The following is a 19733-nucleotide window of genomic DNA, read 5'->3' on the forward strand; positions in this document are numbered from 1 at the left end:
ACCCCCGAGGAGCCTTCTCATGCATCGATTGATCCCCTTCGCCCTGCTGCCGGCCGCGCTGGCCGCGCACACGGCCTTCGCGCAGACCGCCCCGGCCCCCGACGCCGCCGCGTCTGCGCCCACGCTGGCCCCGGTGCCCGTACGTGCCAAAGCCGAGACCGACAAGGACACCGTGCGCGCCACCACCACGCGCATCGGCAAGGGCCAGCAGGAACTGCGCGACATCCCGCAGTCGGTCACCGTCGTCACAGAGCGCCTGCTCGACGACCGCAACCTCGACACCCTGAAGGACACGCTGCGCAGCACCGCCGGCATCACCTTCCAGGCCGCCGAAGGCCAGGAGGAGGACATCCGTCTGCGCGGCTTTGCGCTGCAGTCCACCGGCGACATCTTCCTCGACGGCATGCGCGACCCCGGCTTCTACGACCGCGACAGCTTCAACTGGGACCGCCTGGAGGTGCTCAAGGGCTCGGCCTCGATGCTGTTCGGCCGCGGCTCCACCGGCGGCGCGGTCAACCAGGTCAACAAGCAGCCCTTCGGTTTCGACCAGAACGAGATGGCGATCACGCTGGGCAGCGGCAACTACCTGCGCGGCACGCTCGATCTCAACAAGCGCACCGGCGACGACGCGGCCTTCCGCGTGAACGCCGTGCTCAACACCGGCGACAACCAGGGCAACAAGATCGACAAGTGGGGCATCGCGCCCACCTACCGATTCGGGATCGGCACCGCCGACGAGATCAGTGTCGGCCTGTACCACCTCGAGTACAAGAACGGCATCCACTACGGCTTCCCGTGGCTGGACAGCAAGATGTGGAGCGGCTGGAAGCCCGACAGCTACTACGGCGCCGAAAGCGACTACATGGCCGGCGGCACCACCTACGCCACGGCGACGCACACGCACCGCTTCACCAACCGCGACGAGCTGCGCACCGTGCTGCGCGTGGGCCGCTACAACCGCGACCAGCGCGCCAGCGCGATCCGCTTCTGCCAGCCCGGCAACAACGGCAGCCCGAACGCCAACTGCCCGCAGGTGACCGAGCGCATCACGTTCGACAACATTGGCGCAGACACCGTGCTCAACCGCGGCGCCAACGCCAAGATCCAGGACATGGAGGCGGTGTACCTGCAGAGCGACTACAGCGGCCGCTTCGGATGGTTCGGCCTGCAACATGAGGTGTTGGCCGGCATGGACCTGGCCATCGAGGACTTCACGCGCTACAGCGCCGTCGCCCCCGCCGGCTTCCCGGGCAAGGGCACCACCACGATCGGCAGTCCAGGCGCCACGGGCTCGGTCGACGAGAGCCTGCGCAACGTCTACCGCAGCCAGCAGTTCGACGCCAACGGCCTGGGCCTCTACGCGCAGGACCTGGTGCAGGTGGCGCCTGCCTGGAAGGTGCTGGCCGGCCTTCGCTGGGACCGCTTCAAGGGCGACTACACCACCTACGCCACCAACACCAACAACGGTGCGACGATCGGTGACGTGACCGCCGAGCGCGGGCGCAGCGACAGCCTGCTGAGCAAGCGCCTGGGCGTGCTCTACCAGCCGAGCGAGAAGATGTCCTTCCACTTCTCGTACGGCACTTCGTTCAACACCTCGGGGGACACCTACTCCTTCGACGTCCTGGGCGAGAACACGCCGCCGGAGAAGAGCCGCAACCTCGAACTGGGCGGCAGCCTGGATTGGGCGCAGGGCCGCTTCACCACGCGCTTCGCGCTTTTCCACGCCACCAAGTACAACGAGCGCAACCGCGACGAGGAGTCGGTGAATCCCACCAACTACATCCTCAGCGGCCAGCGCCATGCGGCCGGCCTGGACCTGGACTTCGCCGGCCGCATCACGCCGGAGTGGGAGCTGTTCGCCGCCTACACCTGGATCCCCGACGCCGAGGTCGACAAGGCCGCCAGCGTCAGCGGCACCACGCTGGTGGGTGGCGAGACGGTGGGCGCGCGCCCGGCGATGACCGCGGTGCACAGCGGCACGGTGTGGACCACCTACCGCCTGACGCCGAAGTGGCGCGTCGGCGGGGGCCTCAACGCGCGCGGCGGCGTCAAGCCGCTGCTGACCGACTTCTACGCCGAGAAGTACGTCACCGCCGACCTGATGGCGGAGTACGACGCCGGGCCGGCGATCTTCAAGCTCAACCTCACGAACGTGACCGACAAGCTCTACGCCGACCAGCTCTACCGCGGCCACTTCATCCCGGGCAAGGGCCGCACGCTGCAGCTGACGGTGACGAGCCGGTTCTGATCGTGCAGCGGCGTCATCTGCTTGCGCTGCTGGCTGGCAGCGCCGTGCTGCCGGCCCACGCCGACGCACCACCTCTGCGCCTGGGCGTGGCCTGGCGCGGCGCGGCGGAAGGCAGCGACCACCACGTCGGCATCCTGGCCGTGGACTGGGCGGCGCGCACGCTGCGCATCGCCGGCCAACTGCGCGTGCCGACGCGGCCTCACGGCCTGTTCGGCGAGCCCGACGGTGGCCTGCTGGCCGTGGCGCTGCGCCCCGGCCGCTGGCTGCTGCGCCTGGCACCCGACGGCAGCGTGCGCCAGCGCATCGACATCGCCGACGAGCCCCTGCCGCGCCGCTTTGGCGGCCACGTCGTCGCCAGCGCCGACGGCACCCGGCTCTACACCACCGAGACCGACACCCACAGCGGCGGCGGCCGCATCGGCGTGCGCGATGCCAGCACGCTGAAGAAGCTCGACGACTGGGACAGCCACGGCGTGGAGCCGCACCAGCTGCTGGTCGACCGCGAAGGTCACGTGGTGCTGGCCAACGGCGGCATCTGGCGCGACCGCGACGACCGCAAGATCCAGCTCGACCGCATGGACGCCTCACTGGTGCGGGTGCACGGTGGCAGCGGCGAACCGCTGGGCCAATGGCGGCCCGCCGACCCGCGCCTGTCGGTGCGCCATCTGGCCTGGGACGACAGCGGGCTGCTCGGCGTGGCCCTGCAGGCCGAACACGACCGCGCCGCCGACAAGGCCGCGGCGCCGGCGCTGGCCGTGTGGGATGGCCGCACGCTGCAGACCGTGCCCGGCGGCAACGGCTACGCCGGCGACATCACCGGTGTGCCCGCTGCTGGTGGGGGTGGCTTCGTGATCAGCAACGCCTTCCGCGACACCGCCTGGTGGTGGCAGCCCTCTGCGGCCGACCGCCTGACCGAGGTGGCGCAGCTGCAGCGCGCCTACGCGCTGGCCACTGGCAGCGGCGTGCTCGTCGCCGCGGGGCGCGGCCTGGCGCGCTGGCACCCGCGGGAAGCGCCGGCGATGCTGCCCTGGCCGGAGCCGATGGCGCTGGACAACCACATGGTGGTGCTGCGCAGTTGAGCGCTGGCCTCAGCTGTCCGTGCGCGCGAGCAGCATCGCGTCGCCATAGCTGAAGAACCGGTAGCGGCTCTCGATGGCGTGCCGGTACAGCGCCATCACGTGCGCGTGGCCGGCAAAGGCCGAGACCAGCATCATCAGCGTGCTCTTGGGCAGGTGGAAGTTGGTCACCAGGCGGTCGACCACGCGGAAGTCGAAGCCCGGGGTGATGAAGAGATCGGTCTCGCCCTGGCGCGCACGCAGGCCACCGTCGCGCGCGGCCGACTCCAGCGCGCGCAGCGCGGTCGTGCCCGCGGCCACCACACGCCCGCCAGCGGCGCGTGTGGCCTCGATGGCGTGCACCGTGGCTGCGGGCACCTCGTACCACTCGCTGTGCATGCGGTGCTCGGCGATGTTCTCGGCGCGCACCGGCTGGAAGGTGCCGGCGCCCACGTGCAGCGTCACCGTGGCGCGCTGTACGCCACGCGCAGCCAGCGCCGCGAGCACGGCGTCGTCGAAGTGCAGCGAGGCGGTCGGTGCCGCCACTGCACCCGGCTTGTCGGCGAACACGGTCTGGTAGCGCGCCTCGTCCTCGGCGCTGTCGTCGTGCGTGATGTACGGCGGCAGTGGCACATGGCCATGGCGCCACAGCAGCACGAAGGGGTCGTCGGGGAAGCGCAGGTGGAACAGCGCGTCCTCCGGGCCGGCGCGGCCCAGCACCAGCGCGTCGAAGGCGTCGGCGAAGCGCACCACCGTGCCTGGCCGCGGCGACTTGCTGGCGCGCAGATGGGCCCAGACCTCCTGGGTGCCCGGGAACACGCGTTCCACCAGTGCCTCCACGGCGCCGCCGGTGGGCTTTTCGCCCAGCAGCCGCGCCTTGATGACCCGCGTGTCGTTGACCACCAGCAGATCGCCCGGCGACAGCAGCGCCGGCAGGTCGCGGAAGACCCGGTCCACCGGCACCGGCCCGGTGCCGTCGAGCAGGCGCGAGCCGCTGCGCTCGGGCGCCGGGTGCTGCGCCACCAGCTCGGGCGGCAGGTCGAAGTCGAAGTCGGACAGGCTGAAGTGAGGCATGGCACGACCAGGGACTGCCCTGGGCCCAGAATTGTTCCATGCCCGACGCGCCGAAGTCCGGATCTGCGAAGTCCGGCCCCGCCAAGGCCCTGGAGAAGCTGGGGCTGGTGCGCGACGTCGACCTCGCCTTGCACCTGCCGCTGCGCTGGGAGGACGAGACGCGCCTGGTGCCGCTGGCGCAGGCCCGCGCCGGCGAGACGGTGCAGGTGCAGGGCATCGTGCGCGAGTGCCGCATCGAGACGCGCAGCCGCCGGCAGCTGGTGGTGCACTTGCAGGACGGGCGCGACACCCTGGTGCTGCGCTTCCTGCACTTCTACGCCACCCAGCAGAAGGCCTGGGCGGCCGGCGTGCTGCTGCGCGTGCGCGGCGAGCTGCGCGAGGGCTTCTTCGGCCGCGAGATGGTGCACCCCAGCGTGCGTGTGGTGGCCGAGGACACGCCGCTGCCGCAGGCGCTGACGCCGGTGTACCCCGCCAGTGCACAGCTGCCCCAGGCCTACCTGCGCAAGGCCGTGGCCTCTGGCCTGAAGCGTGCCGATCTGACCGAGCTGCTGCCGCCAGCCGACCTGCCGCCAGGCCTGCCGTCGCTGCGCGAGGCCCTGGCCTATCTGCACCAGCCGCCGGTCGGTGCCCCCGTGGCGGCGCTGGAGCAGCGCCGCCACCCGGCCTGGGAGCGCATCAAGTTCGACGAGCTGCTGGCGCAGCAGCTCTCGCAGGCGATGGCACGTGCCGAACGCGCCCACCTGCGCGCGCCGGTGATGCAGGCGCGCGACGACGGTCTGCCCCAGCGGCTGCGGACCGCACTGCCCTGGGCACTGACCCCGGCCCAGGACCGCGTGGTGGCCGAGATCGTGGCCGACCTGGGCCGCGAGCAGCCGATGCACCGCCTGCTGCAGGGCGACGTGGGCGCCGGCAAGACCGTGGTCGCCGCGCTGGCCGCCGCCACTGCCATCGACGCCGGCTGGCAGTGCGCATTGATGGCCCCCACCGAACTGCTGGCCGAGCAGCACTTCCGCAAGCTGGTGCAGTGGCTGGAGCCGCTGGGCATCGTCACCGCCTGGCTCACCGGCAGCCGGCGCGGCAAGGCCCGGCGCGAGCAGCTGGCCGCGGTGGCCGATGGTCGCGCCACCCTGGTCGTGGGTACCCAGGCGATGATCCAGGAGGGCGTGGACTTCGCGCGGCTGGGCCTGGCCATCGTCGACGAGCAGCACCGCTTCGGCGTCGCGCAGCGGCTGGCGCTGCGGCAGGCCCGCGATGGCCTGGAGCCGCACCTGCTGATGATGACGGCCACGCCGATCCCGCGCACGCTGGCGATGACCTACTACGCCGACCTCGACGTCAGCACCATCGACGCCCTGCCACCCGGGCGCACGCCCATCGTCACCAAGGTCTTCGCCGACAACCGCCGGCCCGAGGTGCTGGCGCGCATCCGCGACGAAGTCGCCGCGGGCAAGCAGGTCTACTGGGTCTGCCCGCTGGTGGCCGAAAGCGAGACGCTGGACCTGAAGAACGCCACCGAAGCCCACGCCGAGCTCTCGGCAGCAGTGCCGGGTGCCCAGGTCGGCCTGCTGCACGGCCGCATGGCTGCGGCCGACAAGGCCACCACCATGGCCGCGTTCTCCGCCGGCCACACGGCCGTGCTGGTGGCCACCACGGTCATCGAGGTGGGGGTGGACGTGCCCAACGCCAGCCTGATGGTGATCGAGCACGCCGAACGTTTCGGCCTGGCGCAGCTGCACCAGCTGCGCGGCCGTGTCGGTCGCGGCGCCGTGGCCAGCGCCTGCGTGCTGCTGTACACGCCCCCGCTGGCCGACGCCGGCAAGGCCCGGCTGCGCGCGATGGCCGAGACCACCGACGGCTTCGAGATCGCCCGCCGCGACCTGGACATCCGCGGCCCGGGCGAATTCCTCGGCGCCCGCCAGAGCGGCGACGCGCTGCTGCGCTTTGCCGACCTGGCCGAGGACGACGCCCTGCTGCAGGCCGCCCGCGCCCTGGCGCCGCGCCTGCTGCGCGAACAACCCGACGCTGCGCGCGCGCACGTGGCCCGCTGGCTGGGCACCCGCAGCGAGTTCTTGAAGGCGTGAGTGGGACGTAGAACCCTGCCTGCGCAGGGTTCCACGCCCACGAACGGGCGAGCGCATGCTTGCGCGAGCGCGGCCCGCAGGGCTGAGCTGGACGAAGAATCCTTCGACTCAGGCCGTCGCCGCCTCCCGCTCCAGCAACAGCACGCGTGCCACGAACAGCGCCACGTCGGCATCCTTGGCCACGACATGGTCGGCGCCGGGCAGCTGCGGCGCACCGGCGTCGAGCTCGGCGCTCATCAAGATGCGACACCCGCCCGGGCGGGTGTCTGCGGCGAGCACCGCCGCGGCATCGCCATCGGGCAGGTGTAGGTCGGTCAGCAGCAGCGCATACGGCTGCGCGGTCAGGCGATCACGCGCATCGGCCACGCTGGCGACCGTCTCCACCTGCCAACCCGCCTCCTCGAACGCGCGCCGCAGCAGGAGGGCATAGACCTCCGCGTCCTCGACGATCAGCACGTTGCGGCCCGCCTTCGCCGCGGCTGCCGGCGTCGCTTCGAGGCACTGCGCCTGCCAGACGAACTCCGCACACAGCCCGCCGACCTCGGCGGGGGCGAGCGTGAGGTCGCCACCCAGGGCCCGGGCCAGGTCCCGGCTCAGCGACAGGCCCAGGCCGGCGCTGTCTGGCCGGCCCGGCGAGGCGGAGGTGAAGGGCTCGAACACCCGGGCCAGCGCCTGCGCATCCAGGCCCGGCCCATGGTCGCGCACCGTCAGGCAGACCCGGCAGCCGTCGTCGACGGCTTCGACCGCATGCGTCACCGCCACGGCCCCGGGTCCGCCGTACTTGATGGCATTGCTCAACAGGTTGCGCAGCACCTGCTGCACCCGCAACGCGTCCACCCTCAGCAGGCGGTCGGGCAGCGGGTCGAGCTCCAGCGTGGCCCCGGCGGCGCGCGCGAGCGGCATCATTTCGTCGACCACCCCGGCCACCAGCGCCGGCAGGCGCACCGGCGCCGGGTTCAACGTCAGCCCGCCGGCGGCCAGCCGTTCGCGGTCGAGCAGGCCGTTGAGCAGCGCCAGCGTGCCGCGCGCCGACCGGCCCAACGGCTCGGCCAGCGCCGCGTCGACCCCGGGCTGGCCGCGCAGCAGCGTCACGGCGGCGATCACCGAGTGCAGCGAGTTGCGCACCTCGTGCGCCAGGAAGACGATGAAGCGCTGCGCACTGGCCGCGGCCTGCTCGGCCTTGCGCCGCGCCGCCTGCGTGCGCGCGACCTCGGCGCGCAGGCCCCGCTGGTGCCACCACCACAGCCCACCCAGGGCTAGCAGCGCCGCCACGGCCCACGGCGCTGCGCGGCGCAGGACGGTCCATGCAACGTGCTGCGGCGGTGGGCGCTCAAGCCATCGCCGCTTGATGGCAGGCAGGTCTTCGGCCATCACGCCGTCCAGCGCCCGCTGCAGCAGCGGCACCAGCGGGCGCTGCGCCGGTGACACCGCCATCCCGCGCATGGCGAAGGTCACCCGCCGTGCCCACGAACTGCAGGTCGTCGAAACCGCCGCCGCCGAGCACCACGGCCAGGCTGACGACGTCGGCCACCATGGCCTCGGCCTCGCCGCGCTGCACCTGGGCCAGGCAGTCGGTCACCATCGCGCACTCGCCGGGCCGGACCTGCGGGTAGCGCGCCAGCAGCAGCGTCTGCGGCGCCTGCAGTGCCGGCAGCGCCAGGCGGCGCCCGGCCATCTGCTCCATGCTCCACAAGCCGCTGCGGCGCGCGGCCACCAGCATCAGCGGGTGTTCGATGAACGGGCCGACATAGCCGATGCCCCAGCCGCGTGCGGCGAGCTCTGGCAGGCCGAGCGCGAGGTCCACCTGGCCCGCGCGCAGTGCGGCCAGCGCGTCGCGCGCGTCCATCACGCGCCAGCTCGGCGGCGGCAAGGCCAGCCGGGCCAGGGTGGCCTGGAGCACGTCCACCGACAGGCCAGCCGGCGCGCCGTCGTCCCCGACCAACGAGAACGGGGCCTGCCCGGCCAGCACCGCCACCCGCAACGGCGGCAGGGCCGCCAGACGCGCGCGCTCGTCGCCGCTGAGGGCGAACGGCCGCTGCAGGGGCACCGGTTCGGCCGCCGACCAGCGCACGATGCGCGCCTGGCGCTCGGATTCGCCCAGTGCATCGAGCGCCGCCGCCAGCGGCGCCAGGCGCCCCGCGGCGCCGGGGCTGCTGGCCAGGTGCAGGTCGCCACTGTCGAGCACCACCGTGCGCGCGATGCGCAGGTCGGGCAGCTTCAGCCGGTCCAGCGTCTCGGCCACCACACGCGCCGACTCGATGAACAGGTCGGCCCGGCCCTCGCCCAGCGCCCGCAGGCCATCGGCGACGTCGGTCACCGCCACGCGTGGGGCCAGCGGGAACAGGCGCGCCACGGCGCTGGCACTGGCGTAGCCGTCGATCACCGCCACGCGGCGGCCGGCGAGGTCGGGGCTGAGCGGCACGTCGCCGTCGCGGCTGCGCGCCACCAGCACCTGTTCCACACGGGCATAGGGCGGGCCGAAGGCCAGATGCTGAACACGCTCCGGCGTACGCGCCATCGCGCTGGCCACGTCGATGCGGCCGGCGGTCAAGTCGCCGAGCAGCTGCGTGAAGTCGGTGTAGCGCACCGGCTCGATGCGCCCGCCGGCGCGGGCTGCCGCAGCGTTGAGCAGTTCCAGATCGGCACCGCCGGGCCAGCCGCCGGCAGGCCAGACCTGGAATGGCGGGTAGTCGGCCAGCATGCCGTAGCGCCACACCGGACCATCGCCGCCGTTGGGCACCGGGACAGCGGTCGGCGCCGCCGACGCCGGCCTGGCAAGCCAGGGCGCCCAGACGGCGGCCAAGACCACGAAGGCGGCCACGACCCATGCCGACCTGCGTGGTCCCGCCCACCGAGCGTGCCCCAGCACCTTCATCGCCGCGCCTCCCTGATCGGGGTCGATTTTGGCCACAATCCCGCCATGACCCTGACCGAGCTGCGTTACATCGTGGCGGTTGCACGCGAGCGCCACTTCGGCCGTGCCGCCGAGGCCTGCTTCGTGTCCCAGCCGACGCTCTCAGTGGCGATCAAGAAGCTGGAGGAGGAGCTCGACTGCAAGATCTTCGAGCGCGGCGGCAGCGAGGTCTCGGTGACGCCGATCGGCGAGGAGATCGTGCGCCAGGCGCAGCAGGTCATCGAACAGGCCCAAGGCATCAAGGAGATCGCCAAGCGCGGCAAGGATCCACTGTCCGGTCCGTTGCGTCTGGGCGTCATCTACACCATCGGCCCCTACCTGCTGCCCGATCTCGTGAAGCAGGCGATCGAGAAGACGCCGCAGATGCCGCTGGTGCTGCAGGAGAACTTCACCGCCAAGCTGCTGGACATGCTGCGCACCGGCGAGCTCGACGCCGCCATCATGGCCGAGCCGTTCCCGGACACCGGGCTGGCCGTCGCGCCGCTGTACGACGAGCCCTTCATGATCGCCGTGCCCAGGTCGCACCCGCTGGCCACGCGCAGCGCGATCCCGGCCGAGGAGCTCAAGCGCGAGACCATGCTGCTGTTGGGCACCGGCCACTGCTTCCGCGACCACGTGCTCGAGGTCTGCCCGGAGTACGCGCGATTCTCCAGCGACGCCGAGGGCATCCGGAAGAGCTTCGAGGGCTCGTCGCTGGAGACCATCAAGTACATGGTCAGCTCCGGCATGGGCATCACGGTGATGCCGCAGCTCTCGGTGCCGGCGGAGGAGCAGCCCCACCTGGCCTTCGTGCCTTTTGCCGACCCCGTACCCACGCGCCGCGTGGTGCTGGCGTGGCGGCGCAGCTTCACGCGCTACGAGGCCATCGCGGCGCTGCGCAATGCCATCTACGCGTGCCCGCTGCCGGGGGTGACCCGGCTCACGGCTTGAGCCAGCCGCCGCAGTCCGGCAGGTTCAGCCGAGGAATCGGCGCAGCATGGTGTCGAACACCGACAGGTCGATCGGCTTGGACAGGTACTCGGCAAAACCGGCCTCGATGGCCCGCCGCGCGTCGCTGGGCATGGCCTGGGCCGTCAGCGCCACCACCGGCACCTCGCGGGTCAGCGGGTCGGCGCGCAGGCGGGCCAGCACCTCGTAGCCGTCCATGCCCGGCAGGTGGATGTCCAGCAGGATCAGCGCCGGCCGCTGGGCACGCGCGGCGACCAGGCCCGCCGGCCCGTCGGCGGCGCTGGTGAGCTGCAGGCCCGGGTGGCGCGCCACGATCTGCTCCACCAGCGCCAGGTTGGCCGGGTTGTCCTCGATGTAGAGCACGCGCGCCGGGGCCAGGCCGGGTTCGGCCGGCGCGGGTTCGGTCACCGGGGGCGGTGCGGGGGCGAGGGTGGCCGACGGCAGCTCGACCCAGAAGGCCGCACCCCCGCCGGGTGCGTCGTCGACACCGATGCGGCCGCCCATCAGCTCGACCAGGCGGCGGCTGAGCGCGAGGCCGATGCCGGTGCCCTCGACGCTGCCCAGCTCCGCCCCCAGGCGGCTGAACGGCTGGAACAGCTGGCTGCGCCGGCTGGCCGGGATGCCGGCACCGTCGTCCTCCACCACCAGACGCAGGCGGTCGGGCGTCATCGGCCGCGCCGAGATGCGCACGTCGCCGCCTTCGCGGTTGTACTTGACAGCGTTGCCCAGCAGGTTCACCAGCACCTGCTTCAGGCGCAGCCGGTCGGCACGCACGGCCAAGGCCAGCGGCACGGCGGTGTGCAGCCGCACCTGGCGCGGCGCGGCCAGCGGTTCGGTCAGCGCCGCCACCTCGTCGACCAGCTCGGCCAGGGCCAGCGCCTCGGGCGACAGCACCAGGCGGCCGGACTCCACCTGGGCCAGGTCCAGCACCTCGTTGATCAACCGCAGCAGGTGGCGCCCGGCGCGCATGACCTCGCGCAGGTGGCCGCGCGACCGCGCGCCGAGGTCGCGGTCCATCTCCAGCAGCTGGCCGAAGCCGAGGATGGCGTTGAGCGGCGTGCGCAGCTCGTGGCTCATGCTGGAGAGGAACTCGGACTTCGCGCGGCTGGCCTGCTCGGCGGCATCGCGTGCCTTCTCCAGGTCGCGGGTGCGCGCGGCCACCTGCTGCTCCAGCGCGTCGCGCTGCGCCTGCAGCTCGCGCTCGGCACGCCGCCAGTCGGAGATGTCCTCGACCATGGCGAAGACGCGGGCCAGCGTGCCGTCTTCGGCGCGTTCGCAGCGCACGGCCAGGCGGCATTCCAGCAGGCTGCCGTCCTTGCGCCGGTAGCGCTTGTCCATCACGTAGCCGTCGATCTCGCCGGCCGCCATGCGCGCGTAGTTGGCCTCGTCGCCCGGCAGGTCATCGGGGTGGGTGAAGTCGCCCCAGCTGAGGCGGCGCAGTTCCTCGGGCGTGTAGCCCAACATCTCGGCCATGCGCGCGTTGACGCCGAGCCAGCGCAGATCGGGCTCGGCGATGGTCATGCCCACGAGGCCGGCCTCGAAGAACTGGCGGAACGCGTGCTCGCTGCGCTGCAGGGCCGTTTCGACCTGCTTGCGTTCGTCGATCGGGGCGATGTGACCGTGCCAGACCGTGCTGCCGTCCGGCTGCCGTTCCGGCGTGGCGCGGCCGTGGTGCCACTCCACCCGGCCGTCGGCGCGTACCACCCGGTACTCGAACTCCCAGGGCGTGAGTGTCGAGGTCGACGCCTCATAGCTCTGCACGAAACGCTCCCGGTCGTCCGGGTGCACGCGCTCGAACAGCGCGCGGGCGTCGTCGACGACCTCGGCCGGCGCCACGTCGTACATCGCCCGCAGGCCGTCGGTGGCGAACGGCATCGCGGTGCGGCCGTCGGGCCAGCGCTGGAACTGGAACAGCACCCCGGGCATCAGGGCGGCCAGGCGCTGCAGTCGGCGGTCGGCGGGGTGGTCCATCGTCGGGCCAGCATAACCCGGCCAGGCATCGGCGCACTTCGGCGCGCGCCGGTCCTGTCGCCCGGGATAATCGCCGGCTTCACCCGGGTTCCCGCATGTCCGCCATCCAAGACCAGGTGCGCCGCCGCCGCACCTTCGCCATCATCTCCCACCCCGACGCGGGCAAGACCACGCTGACCGAGAAGCTGCTGCTGTTCTCCGGCGCGATCCAGATCGCCGGCAGCGTGAAGGCGCGCAAGGCGTCGCGGCACGCCACGTCCGACTGGATGGAGATCGAGAAGCAGCGCGGCATCTCGGTGGCCAGCTCGGTCATGCAGATGGAGTACCGCGACTGCGTGATCAACCTGCTGGACACCCCCGGCCACCAGGACTTCAGCGAGGACACCTACCGCGTGCTGACCGCGGTGGACGCGGCGCTGATGGTCATCGACGCGGCCAACGGCGTGGAGCCGCAGACGCGGCGGCTGCTGCAGGTCTGCCGGGCGCGCAACACACCCATCCTCACCTTCGTCAACAAGATGGACCGCGAGGTGCAGGAGCCGCTGGCGCTGATGGACGAGATCGAGCGCGAGCTGGGCATGGGCGTGGTGCCCTTCACCTGGCCGGTGGGCATGGCCAAGTTCTTCGGCGGCGTGCTCGACCTGCGCAAGGCGCAGATGCGCGTGTTCTCGCCCGGCGAGGACAAGCGCCACGACGACGACGAGATCATCGACGGCCTGGCCAACCCGCTGCTGGCGCAGCGCTTCGGCGCCGCCTACGAGCAGGCCGCCGGCGAGATCGAGCTGGTGCAGGAGGCGGCCCCCGCCTTCGACGAGGCCGCGTTCCTGGCCGGCCGCCAGACGCCGATGTTCTTCGGCTCGGCGATCAACAACTTCGGCGTCAAGGAGGTGCTGGACGCGCTGGTGGACCTGGCGCCGCCGCCGGGCGACAAGCCCGCGATCCAACGCACGGTGGGCGCCACCGAGCCCAAGTTCAGCGGCGTGGTCTTCAAGATCCAGGCCAACATGGACCCGGCGCACCGTGACCGCATCGCCTTCGTGCGCGTGGCCAGCGGCCACTTCACGCGCGGCATGCGGCTGAAGGTCACGCGCAGCGGCAAGGAGATGCGGCCCAACACCGTGGTCACCTTCCTCAGCCAGCGGCGCGAACTGCTGGAGGAAGCCTATGCCGGCGACATCATCGGTCTGCCCAACCACGGCGTGCTGCAGCTCGGCGACACGCTGACCGAGGGCGAGCCGCTGCAGTTCACCGGGCTGCCGTTCTTCGCGCCGGAGATGTTCCGCAGCGTGGAGGTGGCCGACCCGCTGAAGACCAAGCAGCTGCGCGCCGGCCTGACGCAGCTGGGCGAGGAGGGTGCGATCCAGGTCTTCCGCCCGGTGGCCGGCAGCGTGCTGCTGCTCGGCGCCGTGGGCCAGCTGCAGTTCGAGGTGGTGGCGCACCGGCTGGAGCACGAGTACGGCTGCAAGGCGCGCATCACGTCGGCACGCTACAACGTGGCGCGCTGGGTGACGTGTGACGATGCGAAAGAGCTGCAGCGCTTCATCGACGGCAACGCCCACCGCGTGGCCATGGACGCCGTGGACGCGCCCTGCGTGCTGCTGGAGTACGCCGGCGAGCTGCGTGCGATGCAGGACAACTGGCCGAAGATCCAGTTCCACGCGCTGCGCGAGCACGCGGGGCTGGTATTCCAGAAGCAGTTGGACGGGTGACTAATCAGGCTTCCCCTGATAGCGTTCCGGCGGGCCGGCGTGAACACTGCCCCGGTCTTTCCGCCAACCCCGGCGTCTACCAGGAGGATCCGTGAGCGACTACACCGCCGACATCGCCAAGTACAGCCCCAACCCCAACGAGGCCGTCGTCAAGGCCATCGTCAAGTACTGCGGCATCGCACTGAAGAGTGCCGACTCCGCCATCGTGGCCCTGTCCGACAAGGACGAGGTGGCCACCGTGTGCAAGGGGTTCGCCGCCAAGAAGCTGGGGCTAGATCAGGCCGCCGCAGAAGCCGGCCTGAAGACGGTGGCCGCCAAGATGAAGGGCAACAACCGCAAGAGCCGCGTGACCGTGTACTACCTGCTGGCCGAGGCCACGGGCACGCTGGGCAAGCTGGGCTGAACCCGGCGGCCGGGGCCCGGCCCCGGCCCCATCAGCGGCATACCGGCGGCAGCAGGCAGTCCGGGCAGGCGACGGCATCCCAGGTGCTGCCGCCGTCGTGGTCCAGCATGCCGCCGAGCCACGCCGCCACGCTGGACTGCGTGCCCATCGGCGCATAGAACGCGTTGTCGGCGATGATGGTGTGGCTGCTGCCCGGCGCCACGTAGCTGCGGAAGTTCGGCAGTGCGGCGGTGTCTTCCGCCAGGTGCGCCAGCATCTGGCGGTTCCAGTCCTTGCTGGCGGTGCGGCAGGCCGGGTCGTCGCTCGGCCCGTAGCGCAGCCGCATCACGCCGTAGAAGCCGATCTGCACGCTGTCGGCCGTTGTCGTGTACTGGGCGAAGCGGCCTTCAGGGTACGCCAGCGCACCGCGCTGCACCAGCTCGTACGAACGCACCGCCAGCGCGTCGTCGCCGAAGGCCCACGGCGCGAGCTGCGGGTTCCAGGACCCGCGCCCCGGCGTGGCCGCGTCGAAGGCGGCCGTGCTCACACCCTGGCTGGCGTCGGCCAGCACCGACAGGCGCGCCTGCGGGTAGGCCTGGGCCACCCAGGGGAACAGGCCGGCCGCGCCATAGCCGCCGGCGCTGGCGCCGGTGACCAGCAGGTCGGTCACGCCCTGCGGCACGTTCTTCGTGATCCAGTCCAGCACGACCATGAAGTTGTCGTAGCCGCGGTGGTGGATCGTGAACCGGCGCGGCAGGTCGCGATGGCCGACCATGCGGTAGGCGCGGTCCGTCGACCCCAGGTGCACGTCACCCGTGCAGTAGGGGATGGCCACCACCGTCCAGTCGCCCACCGGGTTGGCCGGGTTCGCGAAGTCCAGCAGACCACCGTAGCGGGACGGGTCGACACCCGCCGGCACGTCAGGCGAGTAGAAGGTGAGCACCCCGTCGCCGCCGAAGGGGTTGCTGCAGGTCAGGTTGTCCCAGCAGGCGCCGCCACCGTCGAAGACCACGGCCAGCTTCTTCGGGTCGCCCGGGCGCACCCAGAAGCGGTAGGACGGGTCGGTGCCAGGGTAGCCGCTGCAGGTGGCGGTGTGTTGCCGGCCATCGGCACCGACCACCGGCGGCGGGTTGGCGATGGTCTGCCAGGCGCCCGCACTGGCACCCCATGCCGGGGCCGCCAGCGCCGTGGCCGCGGCCAGGCAAAACCAGATCGGATGTCTCATCGTCGTCTCCTCGAAGGCCCGCCGCATGCTAAGCCGGACCGGGCCGGCGGCGCACCCCTCGTTGCGGGGCGCACCGCGCACACCGGCGGACCTTGGCGCTGCACCCTCCGGATTTCGCCCTTGGGGCGGCCCGGTGGGCTCAAGGCTTCAGGTGCCGACCCAGAAAGGCGGCCAGCCGGTTCCAGAAGTCGGTTTCGGACTCGGGCCGGGAAAATCCATGGCCTTCGTCGTAGTCGATGCGCTCGACCTCGACACCGGCCTGCCGTGCGGCGCTGACGAAGCGGTTGGCATGCTCTGGCGTGACCCGCTCGTCGAGCCGGCCCGAGGCCACGAGCACCGGCACCTTGATCTCCGAGACGCGCGTCACCGGAGATTGCCGCTTGAGCTTGTCGGCGTCCCGCTCGGGGTCCCCGATGAGCAGCTTCAGGTCGTGGCCACGCGCCGCAGCCGGGATGTCGGACCAGTTCCAGCTGAACAGCAGCGACAGGTCGGTGACGCCGACATGCGAGACCGCGCAGCGGTACCGCTCGGGGTGACGCACCGGGCCCATGAGCGCCGCGTAGCCGCCATAGCTGGCGCCGTAGATGCAGACGCGCCCGGGGTCGGTCAGGCCCTGCTTGACAGCCCAGAGCAGCGCGTCCTCCAGGTCGTCCTGCATGCTCAGCCCGTACTCGCCCCAGCTGGCGCGGAAGTGCTTCCAGCCCAGGCCGGTGGTGCCGCGGAAGCTCACCTGCAGCACCCGGTAGCCCAGGCCGGCCAGGAACTGCGGCTCCGGCTCCCAGTCCAGGCCCGCGCCGGGCGCCCACGGCCCCCCATGCACCAGCAGCACCGTCGGCGCCGCCTGGCCCGCCGGCACCGACGCCGGGTGGGTGACGACCACCGGCAGTGGCAACCCGTCGCGCGCCGGCACGCGGTGGTAGCTGCGCCGGCCCTGGGTGGTCTCGTCGATCCACGGCCGGCTGACCGCCAGCACCCGCAGACTGCGCGCGGCGACGTCGTAGACGTGGTACTCCCCGGGCTGGCGGTCACTGGTGGAATGCACCACGTAGCGCGTCGCGCCGACGCAGTCGCCGCACAGCAGCGTGTTGCTGCGGCCCGGGGGCAGCGCCTTGTCCACCGTGGCCTGGGCCTTGGCCAGGCCCTCGTCGAACCACACCGTCGTGCGCCGCTCGGCGTCGAACGCGACGCCGACGGCCTGCTGTGCCTTGTGGTCGAAGCGCACGTCGTCCACGTCGTAGCCGTTGACGCCGACCAGCGGCTCCTTGTCCAGCACGCCCTTGCGCAGGTCGAAGGTATAGATGGCGGTGGTGTCGCGCTCGGCACGTGCGGAGACGATCAGCGTCCCGTCACGCTCCAGGACCTCGGGCCACAGGCCGCCCTCGCCATAGCTCTCCCACTCTCGAACGACCTTCCAGGGCTCGCCGGCGGCCGGCTGCCACCACAGGCGGCGGCGCGGCCGCTCGTCGGTGGTCACCACGGCCAGCCGGCCGCTGGCGTCGAAGAGCCAGCTGTCGGCGTTGTCGGGCTGGCCGTCACTGACCGTGCGGGCGCGGCCGGTGCGCGTGTCCAGGCGCGACACCGCCACGGGCACGTAGCCGCGGTTGACGGTCTCCGAGTAGCGCACGGCATAGATGTCGTCGCTGCCGTCGCGCACCGGGCGCAGCAGGCGCCAGACCCGCGTGAGCAGGCGGTACTTGATGCTGCTGCCGGTCTCCGCGTCGGTGTCGGAGCGGCCGGTGATGATCATGCGGCCGTCTTCGCCGTCGTGGTCGATGGCGAACGTGCCCCACTTGTCGCTGAAGATGCGCGGCCCCGGCTCATGGGCGACGTAGACCAGGCGCTTGTTGTTGATCCAGTGCACGCGCACCACGTCGACGTCGCTGTAGGCGGCGATGATCTTCGGCGCCGCCTGCTTCGTGAGGTCCACGGTGGCCAGCGCGGCACGGCCCTCCTTGGACTGCACCAGCATCGCCGCATGCGTGTTGTCGGGCGAGACGACCAGCGAGCGGACCTCGGGCCAGCGCGCATAGTCGGCGGCCGTGGGAGGCGCGGCCGCCGCTGCCCAGGTCATCGCGCCGAAAAGGGCGGCGGCCATGCGGCGCAGCCTCCCTGCCATCGTGGTCCTCGTCATCCCTTGCCGTGCCTGAAGTCTTGATCTGGCCGCAATCCTAAAGGCTGGCCCGGCGGCGCCGACCTCGGGCTAGCCCCGGATAATCGGCGCCATGACCTCGGTGGCTTCGCCCCCGCCCATGCCGTCGCGCGCGGCGCTCTACCTGGACCTGATCCGCTGGAACCGGCCGGCCGGCTGGCTGCTGCTGCTGTGGCCCGGGCTGTCGGCCCTCTGGATCGCGGCCGACGGCTTTCCCGGCTGGCACCTGCTGGCGGTGTTCGTGCTCGGCACGGTGCTGATGCGCAGCGCCGGCTGCTGCGTCAACGACGTGGCCGACCGCGACTTCGACCGCCACGTCAAGCGCACCGCGCAGCGGCCGGTCACGCGCGGCGCCGTCACACCGCGCGAGGCGCTGGCCGTGGGGGCGGTGCTGGCGCTGCTGGCCTTCGGCCTGGTGCTGACGACCAACCCACCGACCATCCTGCTGAGCGTCGCTGCCCTGGCCGTGACCCTGGTCTACCCCTACGCCAAGCGGCTGGTGTCGATGCCGCAGGCGGTGCTGGGCATCGCCTTCAGCTTCGGCATCCCGATGGCCTTCTCGGCGGTGCTGGGTGCGTCGCAATGGTCACTGCGGGCCGTGGCCGACGCCGTGCCGACGCAGGCCTGGGCGCTGCTGATGGGCAACCTGTTCTGGGTGCTGGCCTACGACACCGAGTACGCGATGGTCGACCGCGACGACGACCTGAGGATCGGCATGAAGACCTCCGCCATCACGCTGGGCCGCTGGGACGTGGCGGCGGTGATGGGCTTCTACGCCGCCTACCTGCTGAGCTGGTGGTGGATCGGCCGCAGCCTGGGCCTGGGCGCCTGGTTCACCGCCGGCATAGCGCTGGCTGCGCTGCAGGCGCTGTGGCACTGGGCCCTGATCCGGGACCGCACCCGCGAGGGCTGCTTCACCGCCTTCCGGCACAACCACTGGGTGGGCGCGGCGGTGTTCGCCGGCGTCGCGCTGGACCTCGCGCTGCACTGAGCGGCACGCGGCTCAGAACGCGTCGCCCAGTTCCTTCGCCCGCTGCTGCGCCGCCAGGATGGCCGTCACGATGGCCGGGCCGACACCGGCCGCGTCCAGGGCCGAGACCGCCGCATGCGTGGTCCCGCCCTTGGACGTGACCTGTGCGCGCAGCGTGGCCGGCGGCTCGGCCGACTGCCCGGCCAGCGCTGCAGCGCCGGCCACCGTGGCCTGGGCCAGCGCGCGGCCCTGTGCCGGCGGCAGGCCCATCCGGGCAGCGGCCGCTTCCATCGCCTCCAGCAGGTAGAACACGTAGGCCGGCCCGGAGCCGGACAGTGCGGTCACCGCGTCGAGGTCAGCCTCCTGGGCGACCCACAAGGTGCGGCCGGTGGGCGCCAGCAGCGCCTCCACCTGCGCGCGTTCATCGGCCGTCACGCTGTCGCGCGCAAACAGCCCGGCAATGCCCTGGCCGATCAGCGCCGGCGTGTTGGGCATGGCGCGCACGACGCGATCGCTGCCGGTGGCCTGGGCGATGCGCTCGCTGCGGATGCCGGCCATCACCGACAGCTGCAGCGCCCCGCCCACATGGGCGCGGCAGGGGGCAGCGGCCTCGGCAAAGCTCTGCGGCTTGATCGCCCAGACCACGGTGCCGGCGCGCGCCAGCGCCGGGCCGGCCTCGGCCAGGGCCTGCAGGCCGAACTTCGCCGCGAGCCTGTCGCGCTGCGGCGCCCAGGGTTCGACGACGACCAGGTCCGCCGGCGTCAGGCCGCGTTGCAGCAGGCCGCCGATGAGGGCGCCGGCCATGTTGCCGCCGCCGATGAAGGCAATCGTCTGGTCATCCATGGGGCCAGGGCCGGTGCAGGCCCGCGCTGAGGGTGCCGCAGCATACGACGGATGACCGCGCCCGCCGGCACGGCGAGCATCGCCACCCCATAGCGGCGTCCATGCGCAAGTCGCATGGATCGGCTGCGCCGGGCCAGCCTGGCGCCACTACAGTGCCGCCA

At 72.1% G+C, this 19733-nt stretch carries 14 protein-coding genes; 7 read left to right on the forward strand and 7 right to left on the reverse strand.

Annotated features, from left to right (window positions below; all coding sequences use genetic code 11):
* Positions 1–19: 19 nt before the first annotated feature.
* Positions 20–2251: a TonB-dependent receptor gene (locus ENE75_RS13000; protein ID WP_128198722.1), complete on the forward strand. Its 2232-nt coding sequence runs from the start codon at positions 20–22 to the stop codon at positions 2249–2251.
* 2 nt (positions 2252–2253) lie between these two features.
* Positions 2254–3330 (forward strand): DUF1513 domain-containing protein, encoded by a 1077-nt coding sequence (locus tag ENE75_RS13005; protein ID WP_199232287.1) that lies wholly within the window; start codon positions 2254–2256, stop codon positions 3328–3330.
* Positions 3331–3339: 9 nt separating this feature from the next.
* Here ENE75_RS13005 and queA read toward each other — a convergent pair whose 3' ends face one another.
* On the reverse strand, positions 3340–4380 hold the full coding sequence (gene queA, locus ENE75_RS13010; protein WP_128198723.1) for a tRNA preQ1(34) S-adenosylmethionine ribosyltransferase-isomerase QueA: 1041 nt from the start codon (positions 4378–4380) through the stop codon (positions 3340–3342).
* A gap of 38 nt (positions 4381–4418) precedes the next feature.
* Between queA and recG the strand changes: the two genes are divergently transcribed.
* The gene (gene recG / locus ENE75_RS13015) at positions 4419–6461 is read left to right on the forward strand and encodes an ATP-dependent DNA helicase RecG (protein ID WP_128198724.1); all 2043 of its coding nucleotides are present in this window, start codon (positions 4419–4421) and stop codon (positions 6459–6461) included.
* Positions 6462–6569: 108 nt separating this feature from the next.
* Here the strand turns inward: recG and ENE75_RS13020 are convergent, their stop codons facing one another.
* Positions 6570–7895: a hybrid sensor histidine kinase/response regulator gene (locus ENE75_RS13020; RefSeq protein WP_158288936.1), complete on the reverse strand. Its 1326-nt coding sequence runs from the start codon at positions 7893–7895 to the stop codon at positions 6570–6572.
* Entirely contained in the window at positions 7792–9282 is a 1491-nt protein-coding gene (locus ENE75_RS13025; protein WP_158288937.1) for a transporter substrate-binding domain-containing protein, read from the reverse strand. The genes ENE75_RS13020 and ENE75_RS13025 overlap by 104 nt, the downstream gene beginning before the upstream one ends.
* A 99-nt stretch (positions 9283–9381) precedes the next feature.
* On the opposite strand from ENE75_RS13025, the gene ENE75_RS13030 reads away from it, so the two are divergent.
* Positions 9382–10305, forward strand: a complete 924-nt coding sequence (locus tag ENE75_RS13030) for a hydrogen peroxide-inducible genes activator (protein ID WP_128198727.1) — start codon at positions 9382–9384, stop codon at positions 10303–10305.
* Positions 10306–10329: 24 nt separating this feature from the next.
* Here ENE75_RS13030 and ENE75_RS13035 read toward each other — a convergent pair whose 3' ends face one another.
* A complete protein-coding gene (locus ENE75_RS13035) occupies positions 10330–12294 on the reverse strand; it encodes a PAS domain-containing hybrid sensor histidine kinase/response regulator (protein ID WP_128198728.1) in 1965 nt (654 codons plus the stop codon).
* Between the two features lie 95 nt (positions 12295–12389).
* Here ENE75_RS13035 and ENE75_RS13040 point away from each other — a divergent pair, with 95 nt between their 5' ends.
* Together ENE75_RS13040 and ENE75_RS13045 are read left to right on the forward strand one after the other, a co-directional pair.
* Complete coding sequence (locus ENE75_RS13040) at positions 12390–14003, forward strand: peptide chain release factor 3 (RefSeq protein WP_128198729.1); 1614 nt, start codon at positions 12390–12392, stop codon at positions 14001–14003.
* A gap of 91 nt (positions 14004–14094) precedes the next feature.
* Complete coding sequence (locus ENE75_RS13045) at positions 14095–14406, forward strand: DUF2853 family protein (protein WP_128198730.1); 312 nt, start codon at positions 14095–14097, stop codon at positions 14404–14406.
* A 31-nt stretch (positions 14407–14437) separates the two neighbouring features.
* Here the strand turns inward: ENE75_RS13045 and ENE75_RS13050 are convergent, their stop codons facing one another.
* The gene (locus ENE75_RS13050) at positions 14438–15610 is read right to left on the reverse strand and encodes a pectin acetylesterase-family hydrolase (protein ID WP_158288938.1); all 1173 of its coding nucleotides are present in this window, start codon (positions 15608–15610) and stop codon (positions 14438–14440) included.
* Positions 15611–15749: 139 nt separating this feature from the next.
* Positions 15750–17705 carry an alpha/beta hydrolase family protein gene (locus ENE75_RS13055; RefSeq protein WP_158288939.1) on the reverse strand — a complete coding sequence of 652 codons (1956 nt, stop codon included), beginning with the start codon at positions 17703–17705 and terminating at the stop codon, positions 15750–15752.
* A gap of 127 nt (positions 17706–17832) precedes the next feature.
* Here ENE75_RS13055 and ubiA point away from each other — a divergent pair, with 127 nt between their 5' ends.
* Positions 17833–18750: a 4-hydroxybenzoate octaprenyltransferase gene (ubiA, locus tag ENE75_RS13060; protein WP_128198733.1), complete on the forward strand. Its 918-nt coding sequence runs from the start codon at positions 17833–17835 to the stop codon at positions 18748–18750.
* Between the two features lie 12 nt (positions 18751–18762).
* Here the strand turns inward: ubiA and proC are convergent, their stop codons facing one another.
* Complete coding sequence (gene proC / locus ENE75_RS13065; RefSeq protein ID WP_128198734.1) at positions 18763–19572, reverse strand: pyrroline-5-carboxylate reductase; 810 nt, start codon at positions 19570–19572, stop codon at positions 18763–18765.
* Positions 19573–19733: the final 161 nt, after the last annotated feature.

This window comes from Rubrivivax albus, from assembly GCF_004016515.1.
GTDB classification, from domain to species: Bacteria; Pseudomonadota; Gammaproteobacteria; order Burkholderiales; family Burkholderiaceae_C; genus Rubrivivax; species Rubrivivax albus.

Excerpts from the sequence above, each read along its gene's own strand:
- proC (WP_128198734.1), bottom strand. The coding sequence starts at position 19,572 with ATGGATGACCAGACGATTGCCTTCATCGGCGGCGGCAACATGGCCGGC.
- ubiA (WP_128198733.1), top strand. The coding sequence starts at position 17,833 with ATGACCTCGGTGGCTTCGCCCCCGCCCATGCCGTCGCGCGCGGCGCTC.
- ENE75_RS13035 (WP_128198728.1), bottom strand. The coding sequence starts at position 12,294 with ATGGACCACCCCGCCGACCGCCGACTGCAGCGCCTGGCCGCCCTGATG.
- ENE75_RS13000 (WP_128198722.1), top strand. The coding sequence starts at position 20 with ATGCATCGATTGATCCCCTTCGCCCTGCTGCCGGCCGCGCTGGCCGCG.
- ENE75_RS13055 (WP_158288939.1), bottom strand. The coding sequence starts at position 17,705 with ATGGCCGCCGCCCTTTTCGGCGCGATGACCTGGGCAGCGGCGGCCGCG.
- queA (WP_128198723.1), bottom strand. The coding sequence starts at position 4,380 with ATGCCTCACTTCAGCCTGTCCGACTTCGACTTCGACCTGCCGCCCGAG.
- ENE75_RS13020 (WP_158288936.1), bottom strand. The coding sequence starts at position 7,895 with ATGGCGGTGTCACCGGCGCAGCGCCCGCTGGTGCCGCTGCTGCAGCGG.
- ENE75_RS13030 (WP_128198727.1), top strand. The coding sequence starts at position 9,382 with ATGACCCTGACCGAGCTGCGTTACATCGTGGCGGTTGCACGCGAGCGC.
- ENE75_RS13050 (WP_158288938.1), bottom strand. The coding sequence starts at position 15,610 with ATGAGACATCCGATCTGGTTTTGCCTGGCCGCGGCCACGGCGCTGGCG.
- ENE75_RS13040 (WP_128198729.1), top strand. The coding sequence starts at position 12,390 with ATGTCCGCCATCCAAGACCAGGTGCGCCGCCGCCGCACCTTCGCCATC.
- recG (WP_128198724.1), top strand. The coding sequence starts at position 4,419 with ATGCCCGACGCGCCGAAGTCCGGATCTGCGAAGTCCGGCCCCGCCAAG.